Genomic DNA, 22789 nt, shown 5'->3' with positions numbered 1-22789 from the left:
GTGCCATAATAAAGTGAGAAAATCTTAGTTACCGCACTCCGTAACTACGAAATAGGAATTTTGTACGAGAGCACGAAATGGCACAGTCATCAAAATCTCAACTGAGTAGCCGTTTTGCTCGGCGAACACTGGCCGAGTCTTCATTAATTCTCGCTGTCTGCATGGTCGCGGCCGTCGTCGTGATGCAAGTTATGCACGTCACGCCTAACGACGTCGATGAGAGCAATTCGGCCTTAACGGCTGAGGAACCATCCGCCATCGCTGATTCAGCCTTCATGATTCGTGATGGAAAGTTCGACTGTTCTACTATTTTTGACCAGGCATCTTTAACGCAGTTGGTCGAGTCGGGAATTGCGTATATTCCGGGATTCAATCACCTCACTGATAAGTCCGTTTCAACAGGTGCAGACGGACGAATAATTTGTGAACGTGCTGTTTCGGTAGAAGACGGCGTGCAGTTCACCTACTTCATCATGTCCAAAACCACTCCGTGGAATGGAAAACCGGAAGATGCAGAACCCGATGCGTTCGGCTGGGTTCACGAAGTTCCCATTAAAAACGACGATGCGGAAATTCAGGGCTATGGTTCTTTTTACAGCGACGAGGAGCGCGGTTTTCTTCTTGTAGCCGCTATGCGCGATGTCCATGTGGAGGCGGACACGACCCCAGAGGCGGATGCTGTGGCGGCGAAGAAAGCCAAGGACGTTGCCAAAAAGATTGCTCCAATTCTGGATCGCAGTGTGAAGGCAAAGACTGCAAACAAAACTGCAGACGCAAAGAAATCCGCGAACACTTCTCAAAAGCCGTCTCTCACCTTCTACCGCGATGGCCACTACAGCTGTCGGGCATTTATGGATACGGCCACGATGAAAGCGGCTAAAGAGATTGGCCTTGAAATCCCCAGACTGCCAGGAGCTAAGGCTGGAATGAGCTCACCCCAGGACGCTGGCAGTGGTGAGTCCTCCATGCCCGGCACTGAGCTATGCGGCTTCTCGCACAACTTCGACGAGGTTGACATCATTACTGTGGCCGACCCGGAACATCCTGTCTGCACTGCGAACAGCGGAGTCGCATTGAAAAAGCTGCCGGAGTGGTCGTACTTCGTTGACCCACGGCCAGCTCAGTATGCCTCAGACGGTAAGCACCAGGGTGAGATCTCTCTGAATCTGTTGCACAAGGATGAAGCTAAGGGCTGCATTGTTGTTCGGTCTTATAGTGACCAGGGCAATCTGCCCGATTTACAGAAAGTACTAGCAAAGATTTCACCAGTTGCTGGGTTGCTTTCTGCTCTGGAGAAGTCCCTTGATCAGCCCGCTACGAACGACAAGGAACAGAAGTAATGAACACTCCTGACAGTCAGCAAACCAGCACCACCACAGAGCAGCAATCGAGTAAACCGAGTGAGTCAGCGCCAAAGAAGAAGGCTCTGGTTATTACGGCTGCCGTGGTGCTTGTCGCCCTCGTAGCAACAGCTATTTTCTGGTGGCAGCGCTCAGAATCTCAAGAATCAGAAGCCGGTGCCCCTGCCGATACCTCTGCGGACGCAGCTTCTAATGTCGACACAAAGCCGACAAGCTTCCTTGTCCGCGACGGAAAATTTGATTGCACGACTTTGGACGAAACAATTCCGATTAGCGTGCGCCAACAAATTCCCGGCACACTGGGCAAGGCTCAGGGACAACGTCAACTAGCCGTCGAAAGGCGAGCTGATGACACGACCGTCTGCCCAATGACATTCGTAGCCACGGGTGATGTCGGGGGAATTAACGACACCAGTACCGAGGCCGCAACCAGCACCCACGACATGTTGCTGTACCTCGAATTACCGATGGACTATCGGTCCTTTGTCATTGAGTCCAGCTCTACATGCGCTCCGCCAGAGACCGAGCAAAGCTCCGAACTGACTGAGTCGCTCACGCCGCAATCCGATCAGAAGTGGGAAGTCCTCAACCTTGCCCCAGATGAGGCCGGCATTGCAGCCGTCGCTGCACGACTGTCGGACCCGCAGCTTGGGTGCCTAACTGCCAAGGTATTGTTCCCGGAAGGAACCATTTCACCGGACCAGGTGAAGTCCTCCCGCGATCTTCTGGCCAAGTTTGTCGATGCTGCGGCTGAACCGCTTTCTACCTCGATTGCGGCGGCTAAGAGCCCCGGAAAACAGACCTCTAAGAATCAGAATCTTGCAATCGAGCGGTCAACTTTCGTAACGAACCACGGCCTCGACTGCCGTCAGTACGTACTCAATTCCTCTCTGACCCATCAGCACGAAACTGGTCTTGTCTCCGACTTCCATCGCATTCCCGGAGATTACAATTCCAGCCCTGAAGCTGGAGGCGATACTCCGCTGTTCAAAGTCGCTGCTGACAAGCAGAGTGTTACCTGCTGGTTCAATTCCAATCTCGGGGGCATGAACACATTCTCGCCGGTGGAATTTGAAACCTATGGCTCTGTCCCGGTTACTGTCACCACAACTAGCGCCAACAGCAAGCTCCGTCTACCAAACTCGATGTCGTTGAAGGATGTTGCTCCCGATTCAGGCGATACTCTGGCTGATTGGCACTACTTCGTCTACATTCCAGGTGAAAGCGCATCGGTTTCCGGCAGCGAGGAGAATCCTCAGCCAACGCTAGAGCTGGAAAAAGCCGAGACTCCAACGCTGAGTGTCTACCGTTGCCAATCGAATGGGAACGACACCAGTGACGGCAAAGACGCCGAAAACGGCACCGAGGGGGCAAACAACGAAAGATCTGCCTGCCTGATCATGTCGATTCCCACTAACTATCTGACGCCTTTTGATATCGCTACCTTTTACCTCGACAATCCGCCGGAAGAACAGGACCCCGAAGAGGTGCGCCAAAACGGGCCTGACCCCGAAGCCCTAGCCGAGGAGCAAAGGTTTTATTCGAAGCTAACCCCGAATTCCCTCAGCAACGCCACAATCTCGAATCTCATACAGCTTGCTGAGCGCGTTGACCCGCTACTCGCAGCAAACTAATAACGCTCGCCGCTGACTAAGTGTTGCACCTTCCCAGTCTGTCAGTCCTACTTATGTGAAAGTTACGTCCTTTATGTCTTGGCTACTCGCTCTCGATATCGGTAATTCCAGCGTTGTCGCTGCAGCAGCCATCGATGGCGGCCCCGCAAGTATCGTCCCCCTCGGCTATGGCACGGGCAATGATGCCAAATCCTGGATGCCTGCAGCGGTGTTCCTCACTAGCAATACGGTTTACACCGGTCAGCAGGCAATTGATCACGCAGCCGATGCGCCGAGTGCTTTCGCACACTCCCCGAAGCGCTTCGTGGGCTCAGATAACCAGCGCGCTGTGGAACTCTTCGCCACAATCATTGAGAAGGTGCGCCGTTCCGCACTGATGTATTTGGGAAATAGGGATTCTTCTCTCCCCGATTACCCAACGAAGCTCATCCTGACTCACCCTGCAGCGTGGCCTTCGTCGGCACGCACAGTACTTATTGATGCGGCCAAGTCCGCTGGCTTCGACGAAGACACGATTGAGTTGGTCTCCGAGCCAATTGCTGCCGCTCACTCTGTCTCGCAACGACATCGCACGGGTAAGCTTTTCGTCCTCGATGTCGGTGGTGGCACCTGCGACGTTGCGGTCGTAGATATGGATACCGCATCACCACGGGTGCTTGCCGACGGCGGCGAGAACACAGTCGGCGGAAACAATTTCGATCTCGCCATGATTGGTCTCATGGAAGCCCGGACTATCGATGAGTTTGGGGAGCTGCCCGAGGAACTTGACTCAGCCGAGGGGCAGCTAGAGTTCCAATCTCAGGCGAAGAAAGTTCGTGAGGCGCTCTCGGAATCCCCTGATGCCAGCTTCACTGTCGACGGCGAAGAGCTTCTCATTACCCGTGACGAGTTCGAAGAGGCTATTGCGGACGACATTGAGCGGGTTCGCTCCCTGATTACTGACAAGACCAGTTTGCTCGGTGAAGCGCCAGGAATGCTCAGCGGCCTGCTCGTAGGCGGTACGGTTCGAACCCCCGCTATCTCCCGGGTTGTGCAGCAGTCGATGGAGGTTCTGCCCATTGAAGAGCCCATTACGGCGGTAGCTCTAGGGGCGGCCGAATACGGAAAAACACTGCTTGCGCAGGCGAGCAAACCTGCCAAGGGGAGCGCACTGCACCAACCAGCTGGAAACGCTGACAACGCCAGCCCCAAAAAGCGATCACTCTCGCAAAAAGCAGCTACACGCATTGGTGCAGTGGTGGCAGGCCTCGTGATAGCCGCCGGTATGTTCTACTTTGTCGGCAATAGTTCTGATGACTCCGCCGGGCAGGCTGCAGACCCCGCAGTCTCGTCGGAAAGCGATGCCTCTGCAACCCTTCACACGTATCCCAATGTGTCCATCGGCGATCTCAAAGCGACTGAGCTAAAGCCTGATGCGCCGGCTTTCAAAGATGGCTATTTCTCCTGCGAACCAATGGTTGATGCAGTGAAAAATGAATTGGACAGCATTGCGGGTTTTCCACAGGCAGACCCTGATATTTCCGGTTTTGCAGGCACTTCTGAATGCCGATTCAGCGGCACAGACGGCACCCCGGAGGGTTCTCTTTCTATTAGAACTTTCACTCCCGCCGGGACCTCGATGTCCGTGTCTACTGTTAATCCTTCTGCTGATTCCCGAATCGAGAATTGGTACGAAAAGGAAAAAGGCGCCATTAACTACCTCGAACCTGCTCAGGTTTTCGTCTATGTACGTGATTTCGGCTGGCTTATCGTCGAGTCGACTTCTGACGAGATGATTGAGAAAAATGTGCTTCAAGATGTCGCAGCTGCTCTTGACGAGGAATTACAGCCTCAGCGACCTTAGTCCCTCCAATAAACTACCTCGTAGCGATTAAGAGATTTTCATTGAAAATACTTGTTAAAAACAACAAAAGAAACCATCCCCCTCATCGATCTAGGGCAGTCTTGTCCTTCGCCATAATATGCATCATTGTCGTCGTTGTAACTTATGCATCACTCCCCAATAAGTCTAACGAGAAAAATTCCTTCGACCCTGCTAATCCTGCTAGAGACGCGCATTCAGATAGTTTCCCTTTTCTCGTCCGGAACGGAAAATTCGATTGCTCCACTTTACGTGATTCCGTACCCTTGCGGATTATGCAGAATATTCCTGGAATAATCTCTCACGAATCGTCGGTAGACGCTTTTAAACCGACCAGAGGCCCTGACGGTAACTCCGATTGCTTTGTATCTCATATTTCAACCGGAGATATCGCCGGACTGGATCACAGCAAACGAGAAGATGCTACCATCGACAGAAACTCACTTAGGTCCCTTAAGTTACCTTTAGATTACCGCTCATTTAGCATCAGCACATTACGTTCATGCCCACCACACGACCCGAATATCCGGTCAACTGATAAAACAATTCTGGACGAATTTTCCCCTCTACCCGGGCAAGAATGGCAAATATTTAAGCAGGCTATCAGCGACCCGTTGTCAATGGTGTTCGCCGCCCGCCTTATAGATCCTCAAATGGGATGCTTGACTGCCATCATACGATTCCCCCAAGAAGACGTATCCCCTATCCAGGAACAAACTTCAATAAAGTTCCTGAAGAACTTTGTTAACGCAATCGCACACCCATTAGGCGTGTCTATAGAAGCAGAGAAGAAGTATCTTAATAACAAAGCACCTGCTCTCACAAATACCCTTACTACTCCTCAACCGACATTTCGTAACAGAAATACACTCGACTGCCGTTCATATATTCTTAGTACCTCAATTGTCCAGCAGGAAGAAATTGGCTTAGTCGGTAACTTTGAACGTATTCCCATTGATGTTCTGAAACCACTATCTTTACCCACAGACACTCCACTTTACCGCGTCGAATCTGATAAGAAGAGCGTCACTTGTTGGCTAAAGTTCGAATCTGGAGAAATCCTCAAGAATAGTTTTCTCCCTCCAGATCTACACGACGCAATTCCAATTAGTTTAATTACAACAAGTCCCGACAGCGATTTTAATCTCCCCTCATCCAACCTTGTCGGTGCCACCGATCTAAAATATGAGCATCTTCCAAATTGGGAGTTCTTCTCTTATATCCCTGGCGAAAGCCAGCCACTTTCTGAAGGAGACTCTCGTCTGACGTTCGAACATTCTAAATATCCATCAATCAACCTTTACCGCTGCGATTCAAAATCCAAAAAACTTGAAAAGAGAACAAAAGCAGACGAAGGAAACTGCCTCATCCTATCTGCCCCAATACATGGGCCACTCTACCCGGATGCACTACCTACACTTTCGCAGCTTGCACGAAATATCGACCGCATTGCCTTCAATGACTAGAATGAGAAAACTAGTTTTACTCCCGCGCTGATTAAATCTGGCGTCGAATGACGGTTTCCAGTCGTCTTTTTAAGCTCTATGCGCCGCCCACAGCCTTCCATTGGCTCCGTCGGCGCACACCACTCATATGTTTAGCTTCGCAAGCCTATCCTCATGGCCCGAAATCTTTCTAAACTGAAATTTTTTGACGAAGCCGGGAACTTTTTTTGCCTCCTCCCTCCTCTATAGGTCAGACACATTGAAACGCCGACCTTATTTCCAGGAGGGAACCGCATGGTTCGCACGTCCCCGAACCTCACGCCCCCGCGTGGCCGAGGCCCAACGCAAGACCCGCGAGCTCGCACCATTGCCGTATTTATTGCATGGCTTATTGGCATCGTGATCGTGTTGGTGCTGCTCATCAACATCTTTTCTTCACTATCAGGCTCAGCCGATGAAGATCAGAACCCCACTACGCCATCCCAGACTTCGTCCACTCCAACTTCCTCAGAGCAAAGCGAGACTCCATCGGAAGATGATTCTGAATCGACAGACGAGCCCTCATCGAATTCGGACGAAACGGGCTATGGCGTGAACGAACAGCCATCAAGCAATGACGTAAATGGCAGCTCCTACGAGCAAGACTCCTCTTACACCCAAGGTTCGGAAACTAACCAAGAGCAAAGCCAGCCGAAAACTTCGACGTCAGAGTCTGAATCGCAATCGTCGCAGTCTGCAAAGAGCAAGCTAAAGCCCAATTCAAACTCCGAGTAACCCCCGGAGTAAAAGCGTAGCTTTCTCTCTTCCCAATTCCCCCCCCTACTACTTATTCGCCACTCGCTCCACCTCGAAAAAGGACTTCTCATGACTACCGGAATGAACATGGAACCCCGCGGAAATATCCTGCCGATTTATTTCGTCGCTGACGAATCTGGCTCAATGGGGCCGGACATCGCTGAGCTCAACTCCGGCCTCCAATCCCTGCTTAACGAGATTCGAATGGCGCCTTTTGCTGCCGCAAATGTTCGTTTCTCTGTGATTGGCTTCGACAACGAGGCACGCCTGTACCTCAGCAACGCTGACTTGCGCCATGTTGAGCAGATGCCAACGCTTTCCGCACGGTACGCAACATATTTCTCTACTGCGTTTGACCTGCTCAACGCCCAAATCCCAGACGACGTAGCGCAGCTCAAGGCCGAAGGTTACCGCGTCAACCGTCCCGCAGTCTTCCTGCTTACCGACGGCTACCCCATGTCCGATGATCTCTGGCAGGAAGCGCTGAGCGACCTTCAGAACGCACCACACCACCCAAATATCTTGGCATTCGGTATCGGTGAATCGGATGCGCAGATTATCGGACAAATGGCCAGCAAGAACGGCTGGGCATTCCAGGCAGCGCAGGGCGCAGACACCGGTGCCATGTTGTCTGAGTTCATGTCTTCGCTTACTCAGTCCGTCATCAGCTCTGGCACTTCCGTCGCCAATGGTTCACCGGAAATCATTACTGATATTCCCGATGACTTCGTCAAGATCGACATGGACGAGCTGTAAGGAAAACTGCGATGACAAACTACTCCCAGCACGAGCGTTACCTTCACAATCCACCTCAGAAGAGCCTGGCCTCACGTGTCCTCGGAGAACTCGTTCGCGTCCGTCCGAGAGATTTACTCCATCCCTTTAACGATCCGCGTGCGGTCGAAGACTTGAATACCGGTCAGAGCAGGGACTACCCCTCCTCGCGTCGCCTCGACAGCCGACCTTCCACTGCCGCGCCCTATTCGAATCCCAGTTCTCCGCGCCGAGACTTCCACACTGGTGTCCCCCACAATTACGAAACTCCCGGCCTCGACACGCGCATCATGCCGGAACGCGGTTACTCGGATTACCACGCTGGCCCTGCTAGTTCCTCCCGGCTACCTCAATCGGCAGCCGAAAACTCCGGAGCTCCGGCTAACGCCTCCAATCCAACACCCAGCCCCAAGCCAAAGCCCACATCGGCAACAAACCGCGCCTTCAGCACGGAAATCACCGCCACTTCGCATGACGATGGTCTCGCGCCGCTGGTTGTCGGTGATGCCGGCGCCGAAGTCGATCCCATCATCGTTGACACAAAATTCGGTACTGGCCGCCAAGTCCCCGACACCGTCATCGATGGCTGGCGCTCTAAGCAGTTTGCGATGCGCTCTGTCAGCTTGCGCGGACGCATGCATCGATACAACGGCGCACCTCGCCAGGACTCCGTGCATACTCTGCTTTCCGACGATGGCAACACCCTCTTCGTAGCAGTCGCCGATGGAGTTTCAGCTGCCCCACAAAGCCACCGAGGCTCTGCAATCGCAGCGCGCTACGCCATCGGATGGCTGAAGAAGATGTACAAGGACAACCTGAGCCAACAGGAATGGATTTCGCTGGCGAAGGGAGCTTCCTACAGCATTCAGACTGCTGCAAAAGAAGCTGGCGAAGACCCAATGGACTTCGCTTCCACACTGGTCTGCGCTGCTATTTCCAAGTGTGACAACGGGCTCCGCGGGCATGTCCTGTCAATCGGCGACTCCGGTTCGTGGACAGTCACCGCTAATGGTGTGGAGTTGATTGAAGGCGGCAAGGAAGAAAGCGATTCTGCAATTAGCTCATCAGCCGTGAACCCACTGCCACTAGTGCCAGAAAACTTGGATGCCGTCTATTTCGAAACCACTGGTGACGAAACGGTGCTCTTCGGCACCGACGGCATTGGTGACCCCCTCGGCGGCGGTGGCGGCCCGTTGTCTGACCTCTTTGTCAAACGCCTTTACAAGCGTGTGCCATCGATTACTGAATTTTGTCACCTAGTGGACTTCTCCAAGGCCGGCTTTGACGACGACCGCACCCTGGTTGCGATTTGGCCAGCTCACATCGGAGTTCCAGACAGTTAGCCGTCTCTAGCCTCATTCAGATTGTTACACCACACTTTTCAAAGGAACCCTTTTAATGAGTGCACCCGAAGCGACTACTACTCCTGTAGTTGAACTGAGTGAACTGCCTTCCGACCTAGAAAAACTTGGATCTGGTGGCGAAGGAGTCGTCTACAAGCTCGGTTCTACGCGATTCTCATCTCGTCCCTGTGCTTTTAAAAAGTACAAGTCACCTGACAAGGTCAACGAGGCCCATCTGGAGAAACTGGTCAAGTTCATTAACAAACTCGGAGAGGTCGCCCCAGATCGCAAAGAGTGGCTGCTCAATCAAGCGGCATGGCCAACTCATTTAGTGCGTGATGACGGAAAGACCGTCGGCATAATCATGCCGTTAATTCCGGATCGTTTCTTCCAGCTTCTTTCTCCAACGTCGACAAGCACCACAAAACGCGCAGCGGAATTGCAGTATCTGCTGAATGGCCCTGAATTTGAGCAGAGCATCGGGCTGAAGGTAAGCGAACGTCAGCGCTACGAATTTCTGGAAGATTTTGCGAACCTGCTTCGCGTTCTTCATGGCGCTGAGGTTCGTGTCGGAGACATTTCGGTTAAGAATCTGCTCTTCTGCCACAACGCTCCCGGTCCGCATGTGTACTTACTGGACTGCGACTCCATGAGTATCGGCCCATCTGAGGGACCCGATGTGCAGACACCGGGCTGGGACGTGCCAAATGGAGAAAAACCGCAGACAAAAGAAAGCGATGCATACAAGTTTGGCCTGCTTGCACTGCGTCTGCTGGCTTCCGATCAGTCCACTCGCAACCCGAATGACCTACCTGCGGGAACCGTGAGCTCCGTTCGCTCCCTCACTCGGCGCGCGCTCACCGCTTCCAGCTCAGACAGGCCTACTCCGCGTGATTGGCTCGGTGCGATTAGCCAAGGGAAGAGCAAAGCATCCACCGAGGTAGCAGAAGTCGCGTCCACCAAAACACACGCTGCGTCGACAAAGAACTCGGCGGGCACTTCTACAGCTACGAAGACTATTTCACGACGTAAACAGGGAGGGCCTGTGCCGTCGGCTGTCTCGACTAACGCGGTTAGTAATACTCCAGCAACCGCACAAACCACGGCTCCGGCACCAACAAATGCCACTCCTGCTACTGCCACCCAACCTGCTAATGGCGACGCCAACTCGACAGAAAAGAAGGGTCTTGGCTGGCCAATCACCTGGACCATTTTGGCAGGTCTAATGTGTCTTTTGAACTTTGTCGGGGGTCATCCGGGCTCCGGCGCCTTCATGCTCATCGTGTTTATCACGAACCTCTGCTGGCTCTTGGTTCGCATGGACGAGTCTAAGGACAGTTCACAATGAGGTCATTGAAATACCTTGAGCTGGTCGGTCTCAGGCGCGAAACAGAACATCGCTTCCCGCTGTCAATGGCGGATGTGGCGTGGGACGCGGAAGTGGAAGTACTCCCAGTAACTCCTTGCACAGAAGAAGTACTGAATATCGCCCTATCGAGAGCCTTTGGAACAAACTCATCATTTGAACACCATGTCTCAGAATTCTCGCGCTTAGTTTCTCCAGAAAAAGGGAAGGAGTAGAACATGAGCACTGAAAAAGAGAACACAGCTATCGCATCGCTAATGGCGGAAATTGATGGTGAAGCAGACTCTGAAAACCTCGTTGATGACATTATGCTGACAATTTTTGGAACGGATGTCGTGGATCAGTCCGGTTGCCTGCCACAAATTCCTGGTGAAGGTCGCCTCAATTCTGCAACTCTCGCAGCTGATTTAGGTCACTCATCAGAAAACAACTTCGCTGAGGACTCGAAATGACTGCCCGCTATGAATTCAACAGACAACTTGTCGCGAGACGGTTCCAAAGAAGTGCCCTAGCCGAAAAAGATAACCTGTGGTCAATTGCGCTTGTGTTCGGCGGCAGCCGTCATCTTGCCAGAACTATTCTCACTCACGGTCTCGGAAATGCGTGGAAATCTGTCTCCACGTTAGCCGAGACAGCGGAGGTCTCCTACGATGCCCTACTGCGCCGTGAGATCTACTTTGCACTTGCACAGACGGGTTTAGGAGTTCTTACTGCGAAAGAAGCAAGAACTCAAGGTCGTTTTTCGCCGAGCGGCCACGATTCTCTGTGTCGAGTGAATGCCCTGCGTGCCTACATGGAACCTGAAGATCTAACTCTGCTAGCGCTGGAGCAGTATTCCCCTCTGAGCAACTCTGAACTGTCCATCCTTTTTGGACTTCCAGAAGACGTCATCGCTGAAAAGATTACTCAAGTACGAGCATCCGCCGAAGAGATTCTACGGAGCAATGAGCTCAGTGAATGAGCACACGGCTCCTAGGAGCTTTTCCTCCAAAGGCGAAACCAACCCCAGAAGCTTCCTGCTGGCCAGGGCATGTATCTCGGCAGCACGTGAAGCATCCTCCACTGCTCCCATCTGGAGTGTCTCTTCCGCCAGAGATACTCCTTCCGTAGATACGCGACTACCGGGGCTCTGAGTCAGCAAGTGGTAAATGGTTACCGCTAGCCGTTGCTGCGCAGTCAAATGCTCTTCCCAATAGTCGAGTACCTCGGCGGCATCACAAGAAAATGCCAGGTCTTTTAGTTTTTCCTGCACATAGCTACAGCGGCTCAGTGTGGTTGCAAAAGTAATACTTTCGCCCAGTTGGGTTGCCAAGGCGTCGATTCCCGAGGCTTGACGTAAGAAGCTCTGCAGCTGTACAGCTCCACCGCCGGCGCTCTTTCGTCCCTCTAGAACTCCATAGGAACCCAGCACTTCTAGCAGGTTATTGCGGGTGCTAGCACTCACACAATTGGGAAATTCAGTCTCTAACTCATGCATCAATGTGTCACGAGCCACCGTGTCAAGGCTGCTGAGTACTCGAGCCAGCGGCTCGGTGATTGCACCTGTCTCCGCGCTTTCCGCCATCAGACCGGAAACTGCTAATACCGAAGAAAAATAGCGAGAGTAGTCGTTCGACAGTTCAGTGGCTCTGTTCCTAGCTGCTTCGATTGGATCACTTGGCCCAAAGGCGCCTGCACCGAAATCATCTGCGCGCGAAAGCACTCCCACCGATGACAGAGTGGTAAAACCTAGGGAGCGGATATGCGCAATCTCGTCGTCACGCAAGGTGGAATCGAACACATAGATCAACCCATCAATGGCGGTGCCATGTTGGTTCCACGGCACCCGGGTCAACTCGCGCAGTCCATCGACAATTTGATGATTTTCCGCATCAACCGTTCCAAGACCGGGCGTATCGACGAAGTTTAGCTGCGACAATGCCTGTGATGGGAGATAGTGAACTTTCACGCGCCCATCCAAATCGGCCACACTTTGGGCACTCTGCGCACTATGGAGGGCGCCTCGACTGGCTAACGGAACATTCTCGATTCGCTCTGGCGCACCCTTGGTGTACACGGTAACGGCATTCGTACACTCGAGGATTGCAGTTTCGGCAATTTTCTGGCGCACTAAAGCATTAATGAGTGTCGATTTTCCAGCCTTCATTCGTCCACTCACCAGAATCGTTGGCGGAGTCTGCATTAGCTGACGACACTCATTGGCAACAGTGGTAATTCTCTGCTGCTCATCGCCATATTCACCAGCGCGATCAATCAGCTCACGAAGCATAGAATCGACGGCGGCAATCAACTGTTTAGCTGCAGAATCGACATATGCATTACTCTGCATTGGCATCCACCCGACTCAGTAAATCACCACGAAGCCTGGCAACATAAGCGGACTTCTTCTTTGCTTCCTGCCGAGCGACTTGCCTATCTCCAAGCGCCGACTGACAGTCCTGTTTCGTCTGCTGAATCTGTTGCTTAGTACGCCGAATTCGCAGCTCAAGGTTGTCGTTGAACTGGTTGATTAGGAGCGGACGCAACTCATTGTAAACCGTCTCTATTCCTTGATTGAGCTGTCTGCGCACCTGCAAAATTACTTGATCTAGCCATTTTGCTAGTTCGACGCGCCCAGTTTTAGACGATCGATGATAAACGTTCACCCCCAGCCACAGACCAGCCATTGCAACGAATGGCAATGCCGTACCGCCACTGCCAACAATTGCTGCACCGAGCCCCGGTACAAAACCTAAAACGTGAGTGAGTCCGAAGCCACCAGCGATAGTCAGCGACACCAGCGATGGGTCCACGACTTTGGTTACCGGCTGCTCGCTTTCCGGTTTGTTGGAGACGGAAATGCTCACGGCAACTTCGTTGAGTGCATCGATTACGCTGTGCCAATCAGCGACTCCATCTGTAACGCCTACATAGGCCTCGCGCGACCGAGCCATGAAGTAGCGGATGGAGTCCTCGAATAATTCGGTCAGCTCCGATTCGATTTGAAAGAAAATCGCATCCCGGTGGGCTCGAATATAACGTGGCGGAGTTGCTGCGAAGTAAGCGTGCCACTTCTCTCGGATCTCTACCAAACGAGTCTCAGCCATGCTTACGGCTTCACTTCTAGCCTGAGACAACCCTGATGTAAGAATCTGTTGTCCTCGACGGCGGTCGGAGGTCAGGTGTTCTAGCTCCGACTTTTTCTTTTCCAGGCTGTTTAGCATTGCTGTGCTATCTGCCGAAATCTCCTTCTCCAGTTCGACATATTCGCTGTTAAGCAGGACCAATGCTTGCCGCATAATTGGGGTATACGCATTATTCTGCAGCCGTCCACGGGCCTGAACAATCGCCTCTTGTAACCGAGGAATCCCCGCTTCGGTTACAACCTCGTCGAGAAGAAAAGGATTGCCACTGAGAGCAGAAAGATATCGCAGCGAAGATACGCTAATTACAGGCACCTCGGAAACCAGTTCTCCCAGGTGCTGCTGAATCTGCTGACGGGTAACTTTTTCGACCTCTCGCCAGCCCAACAGATTTTTATCTTTTTTGGTTATCGCCACCACAAGTCCTGGTGTGCAAGCCGCGATTTCTCTCAGCGTGACAAGTTCTGGTTCGGTAATCGTAGTCGTTGCCTCCAGCACAAACACCACGACACCGGCGTTACGGGTAAGGGCAATCGCAGCTTTTGAAATCTCCGAGTCCGCACCATTAAAACCAGGGCAGTCAATAAAGCTGTTATCTGCCAACGACTCGCCGCTGCGGATTGTCCCCTCCCCTAGCGCGGCGCTATCCTGACTGGAATTCTCACCTTCAAAGAACCCAAAACTAAAATCTTTTTCGCTTTCGGAAAGAACGGTTGGCGTATTTCCAGAAAGCGCATCCACCAGCATCGTCTTACCGCATCCGACTTCGCCGATAACAGCGACTACCGTGGCTTCTCGGTTACCTTGTAGCGGAGTTTCGAGGAGTCTGGCTTCTTCTCGCTTGTCGACGGCATCAAAGTACTCAACCACTTTGCGAATTAAAGCGGCATCCTCACTGATACCGACACTTGCACTAGAACTTGCATCAGCAGTCGTCGGTGCCATAAAAACTGCCTTACTCTTCCTTGAGCAGCTCGAGCATCTGCTTTCGTGCTCTATTCAATCGGCTCTTAACGGTTGCAAGCGGAATACGCTGTTTGGCCGCGATTTCCTCATAGGTATAGCCAGCCAATTCACGGAGAATCAAGACCTCACGGAAGTTTGGCTTCAGTTGATCCAACGCAGTTTGAACTTGGTCAACTACTGCAACCCGGGTATCGATATCGCTTCCAGTAGAACGCATATTCGCACCCGCTTCTGAATCGAGCTGCACCATCTCTGTGCGCTTCTGAATCTTTTGGCCTTGTTTCTTGCAGGCATTGAGCGCGATTTTGGTGAACCAAGTTTTGAAAGAGGAACTGCCCCGAAACCTGTCCAAATATTTATATGCCGATGCTACAGCGATGCTAAAAGCATCTTCAGCGTCGTGGTAGTTGCTGCACATACGCAAGCAGACGCTAAAAACGCTGTCTTTGTACAGCCTGATGAGCTCAGCGAAAGCTGCTTGATCGCCATTCTGGGCACGCTGAACCAGTTCCCGTTCCAAAACCTTTGTTTCCATTATGACAGCACCCCGCCGAAATCATCGTCCGAGTTGTCATCACCGGAGTACAGGTCATCAAAGTCGAAGTCATGGTCGTCGTCGCCACCGTCGTCGGAGGCATCACGATGATCATCGTCGTCATCTTCGACTTCCATCTCGGCTTCTTCTTCGTCATCGTCCTCAGCATCCGCTGCAGCATCAAGAAACAGCTCAGCCTCTTCGGGGTTGACGAAATGACCATCTTCGGTCAACTCAGGATCATCATCGGCTGGGATCAGGGACTCATCCGCCAAGTTGGAGTCAGGTTCCATGGCAGCAGCCAGGATTTGTTCAAAAACGTCGTCAGAAAGCACGTTTTGCGTGTCTCCCAGCAAATCTGGCAGCACAGGCTCGACGGCCTCATTATCCCAGGGTTTGGGACTATCTGCTCCATCAGTAGCGCTCACGAAAGCTACTCCTTATTTTGGTCGGACTAGTCGCATATTAGCATCCCAAGGCATGCTCCACGCGACCATCCTGCGACTCACACATTGGGCAACTGGTACCAATTAACCGGCACCGCGCAGGGAGTAGTAGTACCAGCCATCGCTCATCTCAAAGCACTCCGTGTAGTCATCCGAGCCACCACTTTGGTATTCACTGTCTGCAATCTGGATGCAGTTCGACGACGTACCGGTTCCATATGGGCCGTTGAGGATCCAGGTGTAGTTCGACGGCGGTGAATACGGAGGAGACGGGAACTGTTCTTCGGGTTCAGTGTAATTCGGCTCTGAGCTGTAACCCGAATCAACCGATTCCTCAGTTGCCGTAGTGCTTTCAACAGTTGTACTGGTTTCTGTTGTCGTATAGGTCGACGTAGGCGTGTAGTAATCGCTAGTCCGCGTTGAGGTGGAACTGGGCTCGGCGGAAGCCGAAGCCGTAGTTTCTTCAGCCCGATTGTCTTCTTGCTTGCTGTTCCAGGCGGCCCAACCGCCAACGATGACACCGAAAAGCACCAGCACGGCCACAATGCTTAAAATGACGGCTGACGTCGAAGAACTCTTCTTTGGCGCATTAGGAATATTTGGGCTAGCGTCATACCGCTCCCTCGGCGCATCGTCAAAACTCGCTGAGTTCCCAGGAGGAAATTGCGTCGTTTCCTCAAACGAAGAACCAAAGTCTTGCGTTGAGTTCTCAGAATCGAGAATTTCCCCCCATGCCGGCACTTGACCTGTCTGTGGAGAGGATTCCGTTCCTGATTCGCGTGGGGTCTCTGAGCCTATCGGCTCATTCATGGCACTCTGCTGACGACGGGGCTTCTGTGTCCGACGCACAGGATTGCCGCCGTTGTTGGAATTAAAGCCACCGCCTTCGGAAGAACCTTTTCGCCGAGGCGGTTGAGATTTCATTGGATCCATCGTCTTGGTCTCCTTTACCGTATTTTTTGTGAGTCGTACTGGCTAATCGCGGCTTGCACGTAATTATCGTTGCCGGAGTAGTTCACCTTCGGCGGAAGCGGATACTTCGAGGTCTGCAGGTTTAGCTGAGCATTCGAATTTCCCTGAGCAACGAAATCTTTGACCACCTGACGGCAATAATTCGCTATCGCATCGCTGTCCCTGCGCGGAAAGACACAAAACTGCGGTACTGCACGGTGAACATGCGGTTCAACATCTGCAACCGTAATCTGTGCTCGTTTACGAGCCACAGCTTGTTTATTACTTTGAATGACCTGCCGGGATTTCGCGGTAATCTGAACCGCTCGTTGGTCAAACTGGTTAGCTGAACTAATTGCTCTATGCAGCTCCGCTGCAATAACAGACCAGTCCTTTTGCTCACCAACCCATTCCACATTTTTTCCCTGAGATTTTGTGATTCCTCGGTAAATTAGGTTTCCAAATGCAGCCAGGCCGCAGATCCACACTGTCATCGTCGTAAGGCCGAGCACATCACCTACAAGCAGTCGGGTGAGAACACTCAACACCGTGATTGCAAGCAGAATCCAAAAGGTCGTGAAGGGTTTGGTACGAACGGAAACTAGTTGAACGTTTCCCCAAGAGGGATTCGACCCGAAACCTGCGATGTAGTTCTCAATGTCAGCTTGCGATTGCGCCTGATCGAACACGGTATGCCGACCAGTGTCTGGCGAATACAGCGCCCAGTGGTTACTCCGGTCGCCTGCTAGGTGTGTGCCGACAATATCGGCGATTCGACGCTGCTGAGACTGCACGTCGCCGTGCGCACGCGCGCGAAAACTCTCATTAGTCGTTTTCTGAGCCTTGAGGTCATTGTGCGCTTTTACATATTCGGGTAACGCTAAATTTTCCCATTTTTTGTCCTCGGCTTGCGCCACATTGCTGACGCACTTCTCCCAAACTTGCCTATTCTGCGCATAATTATCTGTAATGCGGCGCCAGGAACTTACAACTTGGCCATGCCTAGATTGCTTGAAAGCCTTTGCTTTTGCCCTAGCCTCCGAATCGCGAGCAGACTCAATCTGAGCCTTTTTCGCTGTCGCCTGTTGAAGCGTCTGGTTCCAAGCGCTCAACTGTTGCTGTGCGCTTGTGATGTCAGAGTTAACCTCGCTGAGCTCGTATTCCTTTCCATCAATAAGGTCTGGTAAACGCGCCTCTTCTGCATCCAACTGCGCTGGTTCTGCCAGCAACTCATCTACATCGCTGTTGGCAAGACGAAAGTCAGACTCAGCTGACTGTAAAGCACTCTCAGCGTCGGAAAGCAGCGCTTTCGCTTGCTTGCGTGCTCTTTCGCATTGATCTTTATCAGCATTGTATTGCGCTGTTTCACGGTCAAAGCGACCATCATCAATCGGTTTGGGAAACTGCAGTTTGGAATCTTCAAGGCTGTCGATTCGCTGCTGATGACGATATTCATCTTCTACCGATTGCCGGTGAGCATCAGCTAACCGCTGTCGCTCAAAGTAGTCATTGCCGTCATAGTCACGAATCTGCCGATCGAGGTCCTCGGAATACTGCTGCGCGTCTTTAAGCTTTCGCGTCGCATCTTGAATCTGCCCGTCGATATCATCAATCCGGCTTTCCCAGCGCTGCATCTCCAATTTGAATCGACCATCATCAACCGGCTTTTGCAAAGAGTGCAGTCGGTTTTCAGCCTGGTGAAACTCGTATTCGGCTTGCTGCTTGGCCAATCGCGCAGACGATACCCGGTCCCGCGCATCTTCAGCTTGACGACGTGCTGCTGCTAGCCGACCGGAGTAGGAGGCGCGCTTAGAAGCAACAGCATCCAATTCATCATGGAACCCCTGCAGCTCCGAAGAAACTTCATCACGCTGATCGCAGAGAGCTCCGATATGAGATTGATAATTCGAGACCTGAGTTTTCGCTTTGTTGATCTCAGCCTCGAATTTAGACACCTGCGATTGATAATTACGCGTGACACCGTCACTAATTTTCTGGGCCAACTCTGCTGAGGTCGGCGCAACAAAAGACATCATAGGAGAACTCGAAATAGTTACGAATATGGCTGCAGGTTCTCTTTAGTGCTCCTTAATCAGGCGAGTATTTCCCCAGCGGTCGTGGTACCCCTGGTTGTACGGCGAATTCATCACGGAGAAGAAGCGCACAACGTACGCAATGCCCGCTGCAAAGCTTCCGATAAATGGCACCAAAGAATAGAAAAGGTTGATGTTGCGCTTTACCGCGTGGCCAAATCCCATTGGTCGACCATCCGTAGTAATCAAACGTAGGCCAAGGATTTTCTTTCCGAGAGTCTGCCCCATGGCGCCCTCTAGACAAACTTTGTAGGCGAAGCCAAGGATGAACATAAGAATTGCACTAATAATCATGCCTCCAATTACTGCCTCATCACTGCCCGCGGCACTGCCTCCGCCTACAAAAATCACGTAAATCACGAACTGAATAAGACTGATGATTAGCGCATCGATGAGGTAGGCACCAGCCCTTTGTCCCAGGGAGGCATTTGTATAAGTCGGATCTGCCCACTGCTGTTCGTGCAGTGTTACTGGAGCAACCTGCGCCATGCCCGGCTGTGCCACCGACTGCTGAAAATGATGGGGCTGTTCAGATAGTTGACCAGTAGCGGATACGGACTGGTACGGCTGCTGATCAGCGACAGGCTGTGTGGGCATAATGTACGGGTTTTCCTGGCCGTACAGGGGCTGCTGCTGCGACAGCTGAGGTTGCTGCTGTTGAGGAGCCCCGAAACCAAACTGTGTGTTGGCCTGTGGCTGGCCACCGGAAACTCCTGCCTGGCCTCCGGCTCTGCGTGGCTGAACGGTGCGGCGAACCGGGTTATTGGGATTCTGCTGATTCATTAGAGGTTCTCTTTCCTTGGGAGGGGGTGACGTAAGGATCTAAGTCGCGGAAGAAGACAAGAGAAGTGAACTTGGAAACAATCCTTGCCCTTGTTGATTCCTCAATTCCTTGCGACTTTCACTCCTTAGAGGACGCCGCGGGTCAAAATGTTCCTGACGAACGCTAAAAACTTTTTCTGCTCTGGATTTCAAAGCCAGACGCAAAAAGGATGAAACTGGCCCACATGCGTTGTCGCTGCACGTTGGCGATGCTAAAAGGGGCGGAGAAACGACGAATCCCGCCTTTAACCAAAGGCGGGATTGTTTCAGGCTAGGAGCCCTGAGATGTTGTCTTAACCAGCGTCATGCCGCGATACCACGCCAGCGACTGTGGAAGCAGGCATAGGATCAGAGCGAGGATTGACAAAACCAGATAGCAAGTGAGTTCCCACCAGTAATTGAGTTCGAAGTAGCCACCAACCCAGGTAAATTCGTTTCTGACAAAGTGCACGATGTCGTTAATCAGATTAAGACCGGGTACCAGTGCTGCTGCCATCAAAAGGGAAACTTTAAGTCGACGATACATTCCAGCGACTGTGAATCCACTCACCAAGGTCAGAGCAATTGTTCCCAGAATTGCTACCAGAGAAAACGAATTTGTTACCAGGTACATGAACCCGAGCCAGGGCGATTCAGAATACTCGAGACTTTGAACAAAGGTAAAGACTCCCTCACCGATCAAGAAAACTGCTAATCCAGCCAACGTCACGATAGCGGCCTGAATAGTCTTTGGTGTACGTACCCACACGTCTTTAAGCGTTGCTTCCGGCGCTAGTGGTTGCACCGGTGCAAACGTCGTGGTGACTGTCCGCGTAATCACGCTGTTGTGGGACTCCGAAGGCACGGTCGCAGTCATGTTACCGACAGCACTGTGCCCACGCGGAGCATCAACACCTCCCTGTCCTAAAGCAGTTAGCCCCTGGGAGTCTCTCGTTGCCGCCAAATCCGCTAAGAAATCCGTCGTTACTTCCGGCGGCGAAAAGGGACTCTGCAATGCCTGGTCATAGCGCTGCTTTTTGTTCTCATCTCCGAAGATTGCAACTGCATAATCTGCAAGTTCTTTCTTTTCGGCATCCCAACTTTGAGGGTTGGTACTGTTAATCTGCTGTTGAATTTTGTTAGCTACAACAGCTCCGGGCTGGCTGGGATCCATCGCAAAAACTGCGTATAAATCAATCCCGCTCATTTGGGAAGGCCTCCTCTTCAAGTCACGGCAATCTTTGCCGCACACAAAAACACATGGGGTTCATGTATTAGAGGAGGACGAGCACAGAAATGTTCCCGACTTTGCCCAATTAGGAATTAAGCCTTAACTGGTTGTCTCTCCAGAAAGCCCCCCCCCCGCAAGAATCAAGTGAATGCCTAGATCCCCAGTACCGACTTAGCGATCAGGAAGTAGATGATCAGGCCGGAGGCATCAACAAGCGTCGTAATAAACGGGTTAGCGAAGACGGCTGGGTCAATGCCGAACTTCTTACCAATCAGCGGCATGATGCCACCGACGGTTGCCGCGAGGGTACAAATACCCAGCAGCGTCAGGCCGATAACGAGGCCGATGTCCCAACCATAGAACAATCCAGCCAATAGTAGGCCTAGAGAACCAAGCAACAGGCCGAGGAACGCACCGACCCTCACCTCTCGGAGAATGACCTTGAATATATCTCGCGGTTGGACATCCCCCAGCGCCAACGCACGCGTAATCGTAGTTGCAGCCTGGTTACCGGTATTGCCACCTGTACCAATCAGCAGCGGTACGAACACTGAGAGAACGACCATCTGAGACAGAGTCTCTTCGAAGGTTTCCAGGACTTGCACGGTCAATGTCGCACCGATTGCCAGCACGAGCAACCAGACCACACGAGAGCGAACAATCTCAAAGATTGGCGTAGCAAGGTACGGCAAGCGCAGTGGCTCAGAACCGGAAATACGAGCTTGGTCCTCGGAGTCTGCTTCCTCCAGAATCCGGAGTGCGTCGTCCACCGTGAGCAGACCGATAACACGATGCTCGCTATCGACAATCGGTAGAGCTAAGCGCTTACGATCGGCGCACATGCGAGCCACCTTCTCTTCGGACTCGGTGGCCTCTGCGTAGTCAGCCTTCCTCAAAATTGCCGACACATGGATATCACGGTCGGCGCGCATCAAATCACGAAGACTTACCACGCCCACCAGTCGGCGATTCCGGTTCGACACCGGCAAGGTGTAGATAGATTCCGCATCATCCAGATGCTTGTAGACGGTGTCGAGGGCTTTCCCCACCGTCATGTCGTCGTGAAGCGATACCAGCTCCGGGCTCATACGACGGCCAATGGACCCGTCGGGGTAGCCGAGGACAATGTTGGTGAGTTCGCGCTCGTCATCCGGCAGATCTGCCAGCAGCTTTGAAGCAACCGAGGCTGGTAGCTCATCGAGCAACTCAGCTCGGTCGTCCGGTTCCATCTCCGCAAAGACTGCGGTGACTTCGGGATCTCGGAGGCTTTCAATCAGGTGCGCCTGCAGAGCCGAGTCCAGCTCATCGAAGGTTTCAACCGCAGTATCTTTCGGCAGTGTGCGGTAGAACAGCGCACGGTCCTCATGGCTGAGGCGGCGCATCTTTCGGGCTGCGGCCTTCGGCTCAATATCAGCTAAAAGCCGCGACAGGGTCGCCACATCATGTGAGCGAAGTGCGGACTCGAGATCTCGATCATCAATCCTGGTCACGTTAGCAGTCACCGAATTTCTCCCCTCACGAAGCACAAATCCTCAGCAATGCTATCAGAGACGCAATCTCATCGACCCTGACTTGATTCGGTGGCTCATTCCATTAATAACGCTGCATTACCTTACAGAATGCAACTAATCCGTGCTCGCCCATATAATCGTCCCAAGACGCACACAAGCCAAAATCACACCAATTGCTCCGCAGGTCAGACTAGCCCCATAAGCGTCGTTGTAAGCGCACACTACGGCGATAACCCCAAAGATTATGCCGACCACGAGAGACACAACGGATAGAACTCCGATAGTCATCCCCTTTCGGAGTTCGTAGTAGTACTGTTCGGTCACCTCGTTTACTTCATGAGTCGCCAAATGGCTGGTCAATAACAGCTCTTCTAGTTCTTCACTATCCAATTCCCCGGCTACGAACAGAGCTTGAAGTTCTTCACCGGTTTGATCCTCATATTGCCGAATATGCCTAAAGATATACTCTTCTAAGGTCAGTCCCTCATCCTCAGCGGTTTGCTTGAGCAGCAAATCGATGAAATCGTTCTTGAGCGGTAACTGGCTTTCCACTG

Annotated in this window: 20 protein-coding genes; 10 read left to right on the top strand and 10 right to left on the bottom strand. The window is 52.3% G+C overall.

Annotated features, from left to right (window positions below; all coding sequences use genetic code 11):
* Nucleotides 1-77 precede the first annotated feature (77 nt).
* The 10 genes from ADA16_RS07710 (at nt 78) to ADA16_RS07670 (ending at nt 11540) form a co-directional block, all read left to right on the top strand.
* Complete coding sequence (locus ADA16_RS07710; RefSeq protein WP_152680744.1) at nt 78-1340, top strand: hypothetical protein; 1263 nt, start codon at nt 78-80, stop codon at nt 1338-1340.
* Nucleotides 1340-2995: a hypothetical protein gene (locus tag ADA16_RS07705; protein WP_048760654.1), complete on the top strand. Its 1656-nt coding sequence runs from the start codon at nt 1340-1342 to the stop codon at nt 2993-2995. Before ADA16_RS07710 ends, ADA16_RS07705 begins: the two co-directional genes overlap by 1 nt.
* Nucleotides 2996-3068: 73 nt before the next feature.
* The gene (locus ADA16_RS07700; protein WP_048760653.1) at nt 3069-4838 is read left to right on the top strand and encodes an Hsp70 family protein; all 1770 of its coding nucleotides are present in this window, start codon (nt 3069-3071) and stop codon (nt 4836-4838) included.
* A 293-nt stretch (nt 4839-5131) separates the two neighbouring features.
* Nucleotides 5132-6322 carry a hypothetical protein gene (locus tag ADA16_RS11145; protein ID WP_152680743.1) on the top strand — a complete coding sequence of 397 codons (1191 nt, stop codon included), beginning with the start codon at nt 5132-5134 and terminating at the stop codon, nt 6320-6322.
* A 273-nt stretch (nt 6323-6595) separates the two neighbouring features.
* On the top strand, nt 6596-7075 hold the full coding sequence (locus tag ADA16_RS07695; protein ID WP_048760651.1) for a hypothetical protein: 480 nt from the start codon (nt 6596-6598) through the stop codon (nt 7073-7075).
* 90 nt (nt 7076-7165) lie between these two features.
* Entirely contained in the window at nt 7166-7852 is a 687-nt protein-coding gene (locus ADA16_RS07690; protein WP_048760650.1) for a vWA domain-containing protein, read from the top strand.
* Nucleotides 7853-7863: 11 nt separating this feature from the next.
* Nucleotides 7864-9213: a protein phosphatase 2C domain-containing protein gene (locus ADA16_RS07685; RefSeq protein WP_048760648.1), complete on the top strand. Its 1350-nt coding sequence runs from the start codon at nt 7864-7866 to the stop codon at nt 9211-9213.
* 55 nt (nt 9214-9268) lie between these two features.
* The gene (locus ADA16_RS07680; protein WP_048760647.1) at nt 9269-10561 is read left to right on the top strand and encodes a hypothetical protein; all 1293 of its coding nucleotides are present in this window, start codon (nt 9269-9271) and stop codon (nt 10559-10561) included.
* 236 nt (nt 10562-10797) lie between these two features.
* Nucleotides 10798-11031, top strand: coding sequence for a hypothetical protein (locus ADA16_RS07675; RefSeq protein WP_048760645.1), 234 nt, complete (start codon nt 10798-10800; stop codon nt 11029-11031).
* Nucleotides 11028-11540: a hypothetical protein gene (locus tag ADA16_RS07670; RefSeq protein ID WP_048760642.1), complete on the top strand. Its 513-nt coding sequence runs from the start codon at nt 11028-11030 to the stop codon at nt 11538-11540. The genes ADA16_RS07675 and ADA16_RS07670 overlap by 4 nt, the downstream gene beginning before the upstream one ends.
* Here ADA16_RS07670 and ADA16_RS07665 read toward each other — a convergent pair.
* From ADA16_RS07665 to ADA16_RS07620, 10 genes are all read right to left on the bottom strand, one after another.
* Nucleotides 11514-12908, bottom strand: a complete 1395-nt coding sequence (locus ADA16_RS07665; RefSeq protein WP_048760640.1) for a dynamin family protein — start codon at nt 12906-12908, stop codon at nt 11514-11516. The two genes, ADA16_RS07670 and ADA16_RS07665, sit on opposite strands and share 27 nt — an antisense overlap.
* Complete coding sequence (locus ADA16_RS07660; RefSeq protein ID WP_048760639.1) at nt 12898-14646, bottom strand: GTPase domain-containing protein; 1749 nt, start codon at nt 14644-14646, stop codon at nt 12898-12900. The genes ADA16_RS07665 and ADA16_RS07660 overlap by 11 nt, the downstream gene beginning before the upstream one ends.
* A gap of 10 nt (nt 14647-14656) precedes the next feature.
* The gene (locus ADA16_RS07655; RefSeq protein WP_048760637.1) at nt 14657-15202 is read right to left on the bottom strand and encodes an RNA polymerase sigma factor; all 546 of its coding nucleotides are present in this window, start codon (nt 15200-15202) and stop codon (nt 14657-14659) included.
* Nucleotides 15202-15630, bottom strand: a complete 429-nt coding sequence (locus ADA16_RS07650; RefSeq protein ID WP_048760635.1) for a hypothetical protein — start codon at nt 15628-15630, stop codon at nt 15202-15204. Before ADA16_RS07650 ends, ADA16_RS07655 begins: the two co-directional genes overlap by 1 nt.
* A 102-nt stretch (nt 15631-15732) precedes the next feature.
* Nucleotides 15733-16185 (bottom strand): hypothetical protein, encoded by a 453-nt coding sequence (locus tag ADA16_RS07645; protein WP_152680741.1) that lies wholly within the window; start codon nt 16183-16185, stop codon nt 15733-15735.
* 410 nt (nt 16186-16595) lie between these two features.
* Nucleotides 16596-18635, bottom strand: coding sequence for a hypothetical protein (locus ADA16_RS07640; protein ID WP_048760631.1), 2040 nt, complete (start codon nt 18633-18635; stop codon nt 16596-16598).
* A 42-nt stretch (nt 18636-18677) separates the two neighbouring features.
* Nucleotides 18678-19475, bottom strand: a complete 798-nt coding sequence (locus tag ADA16_RS07635; RefSeq protein WP_048760630.1) for an RDD family protein — start codon at nt 19473-19475, stop codon at nt 18678-18680.
* A gap of 310 nt (nt 19476-19785) precedes the next feature.
* A complete protein-coding gene (locus tag ADA16_RS07630; protein ID WP_048760628.1) occupies nt 19786-20700 on the bottom strand; it encodes a hypothetical protein in 915 nt (304 codons plus the stop codon).
* Nucleotides 20701-20876: 176 nt separating this feature from the next.
* On the bottom strand, nt 20877-22226 hold the full coding sequence (gene mgtE, locus ADA16_RS07625; RefSeq protein ID WP_048760627.1) for a magnesium transporter: 1350 nt from the start codon (nt 22224-22226) through the stop codon (nt 20877-20879).
* A 123-nt stretch (nt 22227-22349) separates the two neighbouring features.
* Nucleotides 22350-22787, bottom strand: a complete 438-nt coding sequence (locus ADA16_RS07620) for a hypothetical protein (protein ID WP_048760625.1) — start codon at nt 22785-22787, stop codon at nt 22350-22352.
* Nucleotides 22788-22789 lie beyond the last annotated feature (2 nt).

It is taken from the genome of Corynebacterium vitaeruminis (genome assembly GCF_001054325.1).
Lineage (GTDB): Bacteria > Actinomycetota > Actinomycetes > Mycobacteriales > Mycobacteriaceae > Corynebacterium > Corynebacterium vitaeruminis_A.
The sequence above is the reverse complement of the archived record's forward strand: the minus strand, read 5'-3'. Positions and strand labels throughout refer to the sequence as shown.

What these genes read in the sequence shown, in the direction of transcription:
- ADA16_RS07710 (WP_152680744.1), top strand. Translation starts at nt 78, where the DNA reads ATGGCACAGTCATCAAAATCTCAACTGAGTAGCCGTTTTGCTCGGCGA.
- ADA16_RS07705 (WP_048760654.1), top strand. Translation starts at nt 1,340, where the DNA reads ATGAACACTCCTGACAGTCAGCAAACCAGCACCACCACAGAGCAGCAA.
- ADA16_RS07700 (WP_048760653.1), top strand. Translation starts at nt 3,069, where the DNA reads ATGTCTTGGCTACTCGCTCTCGATATCGGTAATTCCAGCGTTGTCGCT.
- ADA16_RS11145 (WP_152680743.1), top strand. Translation starts at nt 5,132, where the DNA reads ATGCAGAATATTCCTGGAATAATCTCTCACGAATCGTCGGTAGACGCT.
- ADA16_RS07695 (WP_048760651.1), top strand. Translation starts at nt 6,596, where the DNA reads ATGGTTCGCACGTCCCCGAACCTCACGCCCCCGCGTGGCCGAGGCCCA.
- ADA16_RS07690 (WP_048760650.1), top strand. Translation starts at nt 7,166, where the DNA reads ATGACTACCGGAATGAACATGGAACCCCGCGGAAATATCCTGCCGATT.
- ADA16_RS07685 (WP_048760648.1), top strand. Translation starts at nt 7,864, where the DNA reads ATGACAAACTACTCCCAGCACGAGCGTTACCTTCACAATCCACCTCAG.
- ADA16_RS07680 (WP_048760647.1), top strand. Translation starts at nt 9,269, where the DNA reads ATGAGTGCACCCGAAGCGACTACTACTCCTGTAGTTGAACTGAGTGAA.
- ADA16_RS07675 (WP_048760645.1), top strand. Translation starts at nt 10,798, where the DNA reads ATGAGCACTGAAAAAGAGAACACAGCTATCGCATCGCTAATGGCGGAA.
- ADA16_RS07670 (WP_048760642.1), top strand. Translation starts at nt 11,028, where the DNA reads ATGACTGCCCGCTATGAATTCAACAGACAACTTGTCGCGAGACGGTTC.
- ADA16_RS07665 (WP_048760640.1), bottom strand. Translation starts at nt 12,908, where the DNA reads ATGCAGAGTAATGCATATGTCGATTCTGCAGCTAAACAGTTGATTGCC.
- ADA16_RS07660 (WP_048760639.1), bottom strand. Translation starts at nt 14,646, where the DNA reads ATGGCACCGACGACTGCTGATGCAAGTTCTAGTGCAAGTGTCGGTATC.
- ADA16_RS07655 (WP_048760637.1), bottom strand. Translation starts at nt 15,202, where the DNA reads ATGGAAACAAAGGTTTTGGAACGGGAACTGGTTCAGCGTGCCCAGAAT.
- ADA16_RS07640 (WP_048760631.1), bottom strand. Translation starts at nt 18,635, where the DNA reads ATGATGTCTTTTGTTGCGCCGACCTCAGCAGAGTTGGCCCAGAAAATT.
- ADA16_RS07635 (WP_048760630.1), bottom strand. Translation starts at nt 19,475, where the DNA reads ATGAATCAGCAGAATCCCAATAACCCGGTTCGCCGCACCGTTCAGCCA.
- ADA16_RS07630 (WP_048760628.1), bottom strand. Translation starts at nt 20,700, where the DNA reads ATGAGCGGGATTGATTTATACGCAGTTTTTGCGATGGATCCCAGCCAG.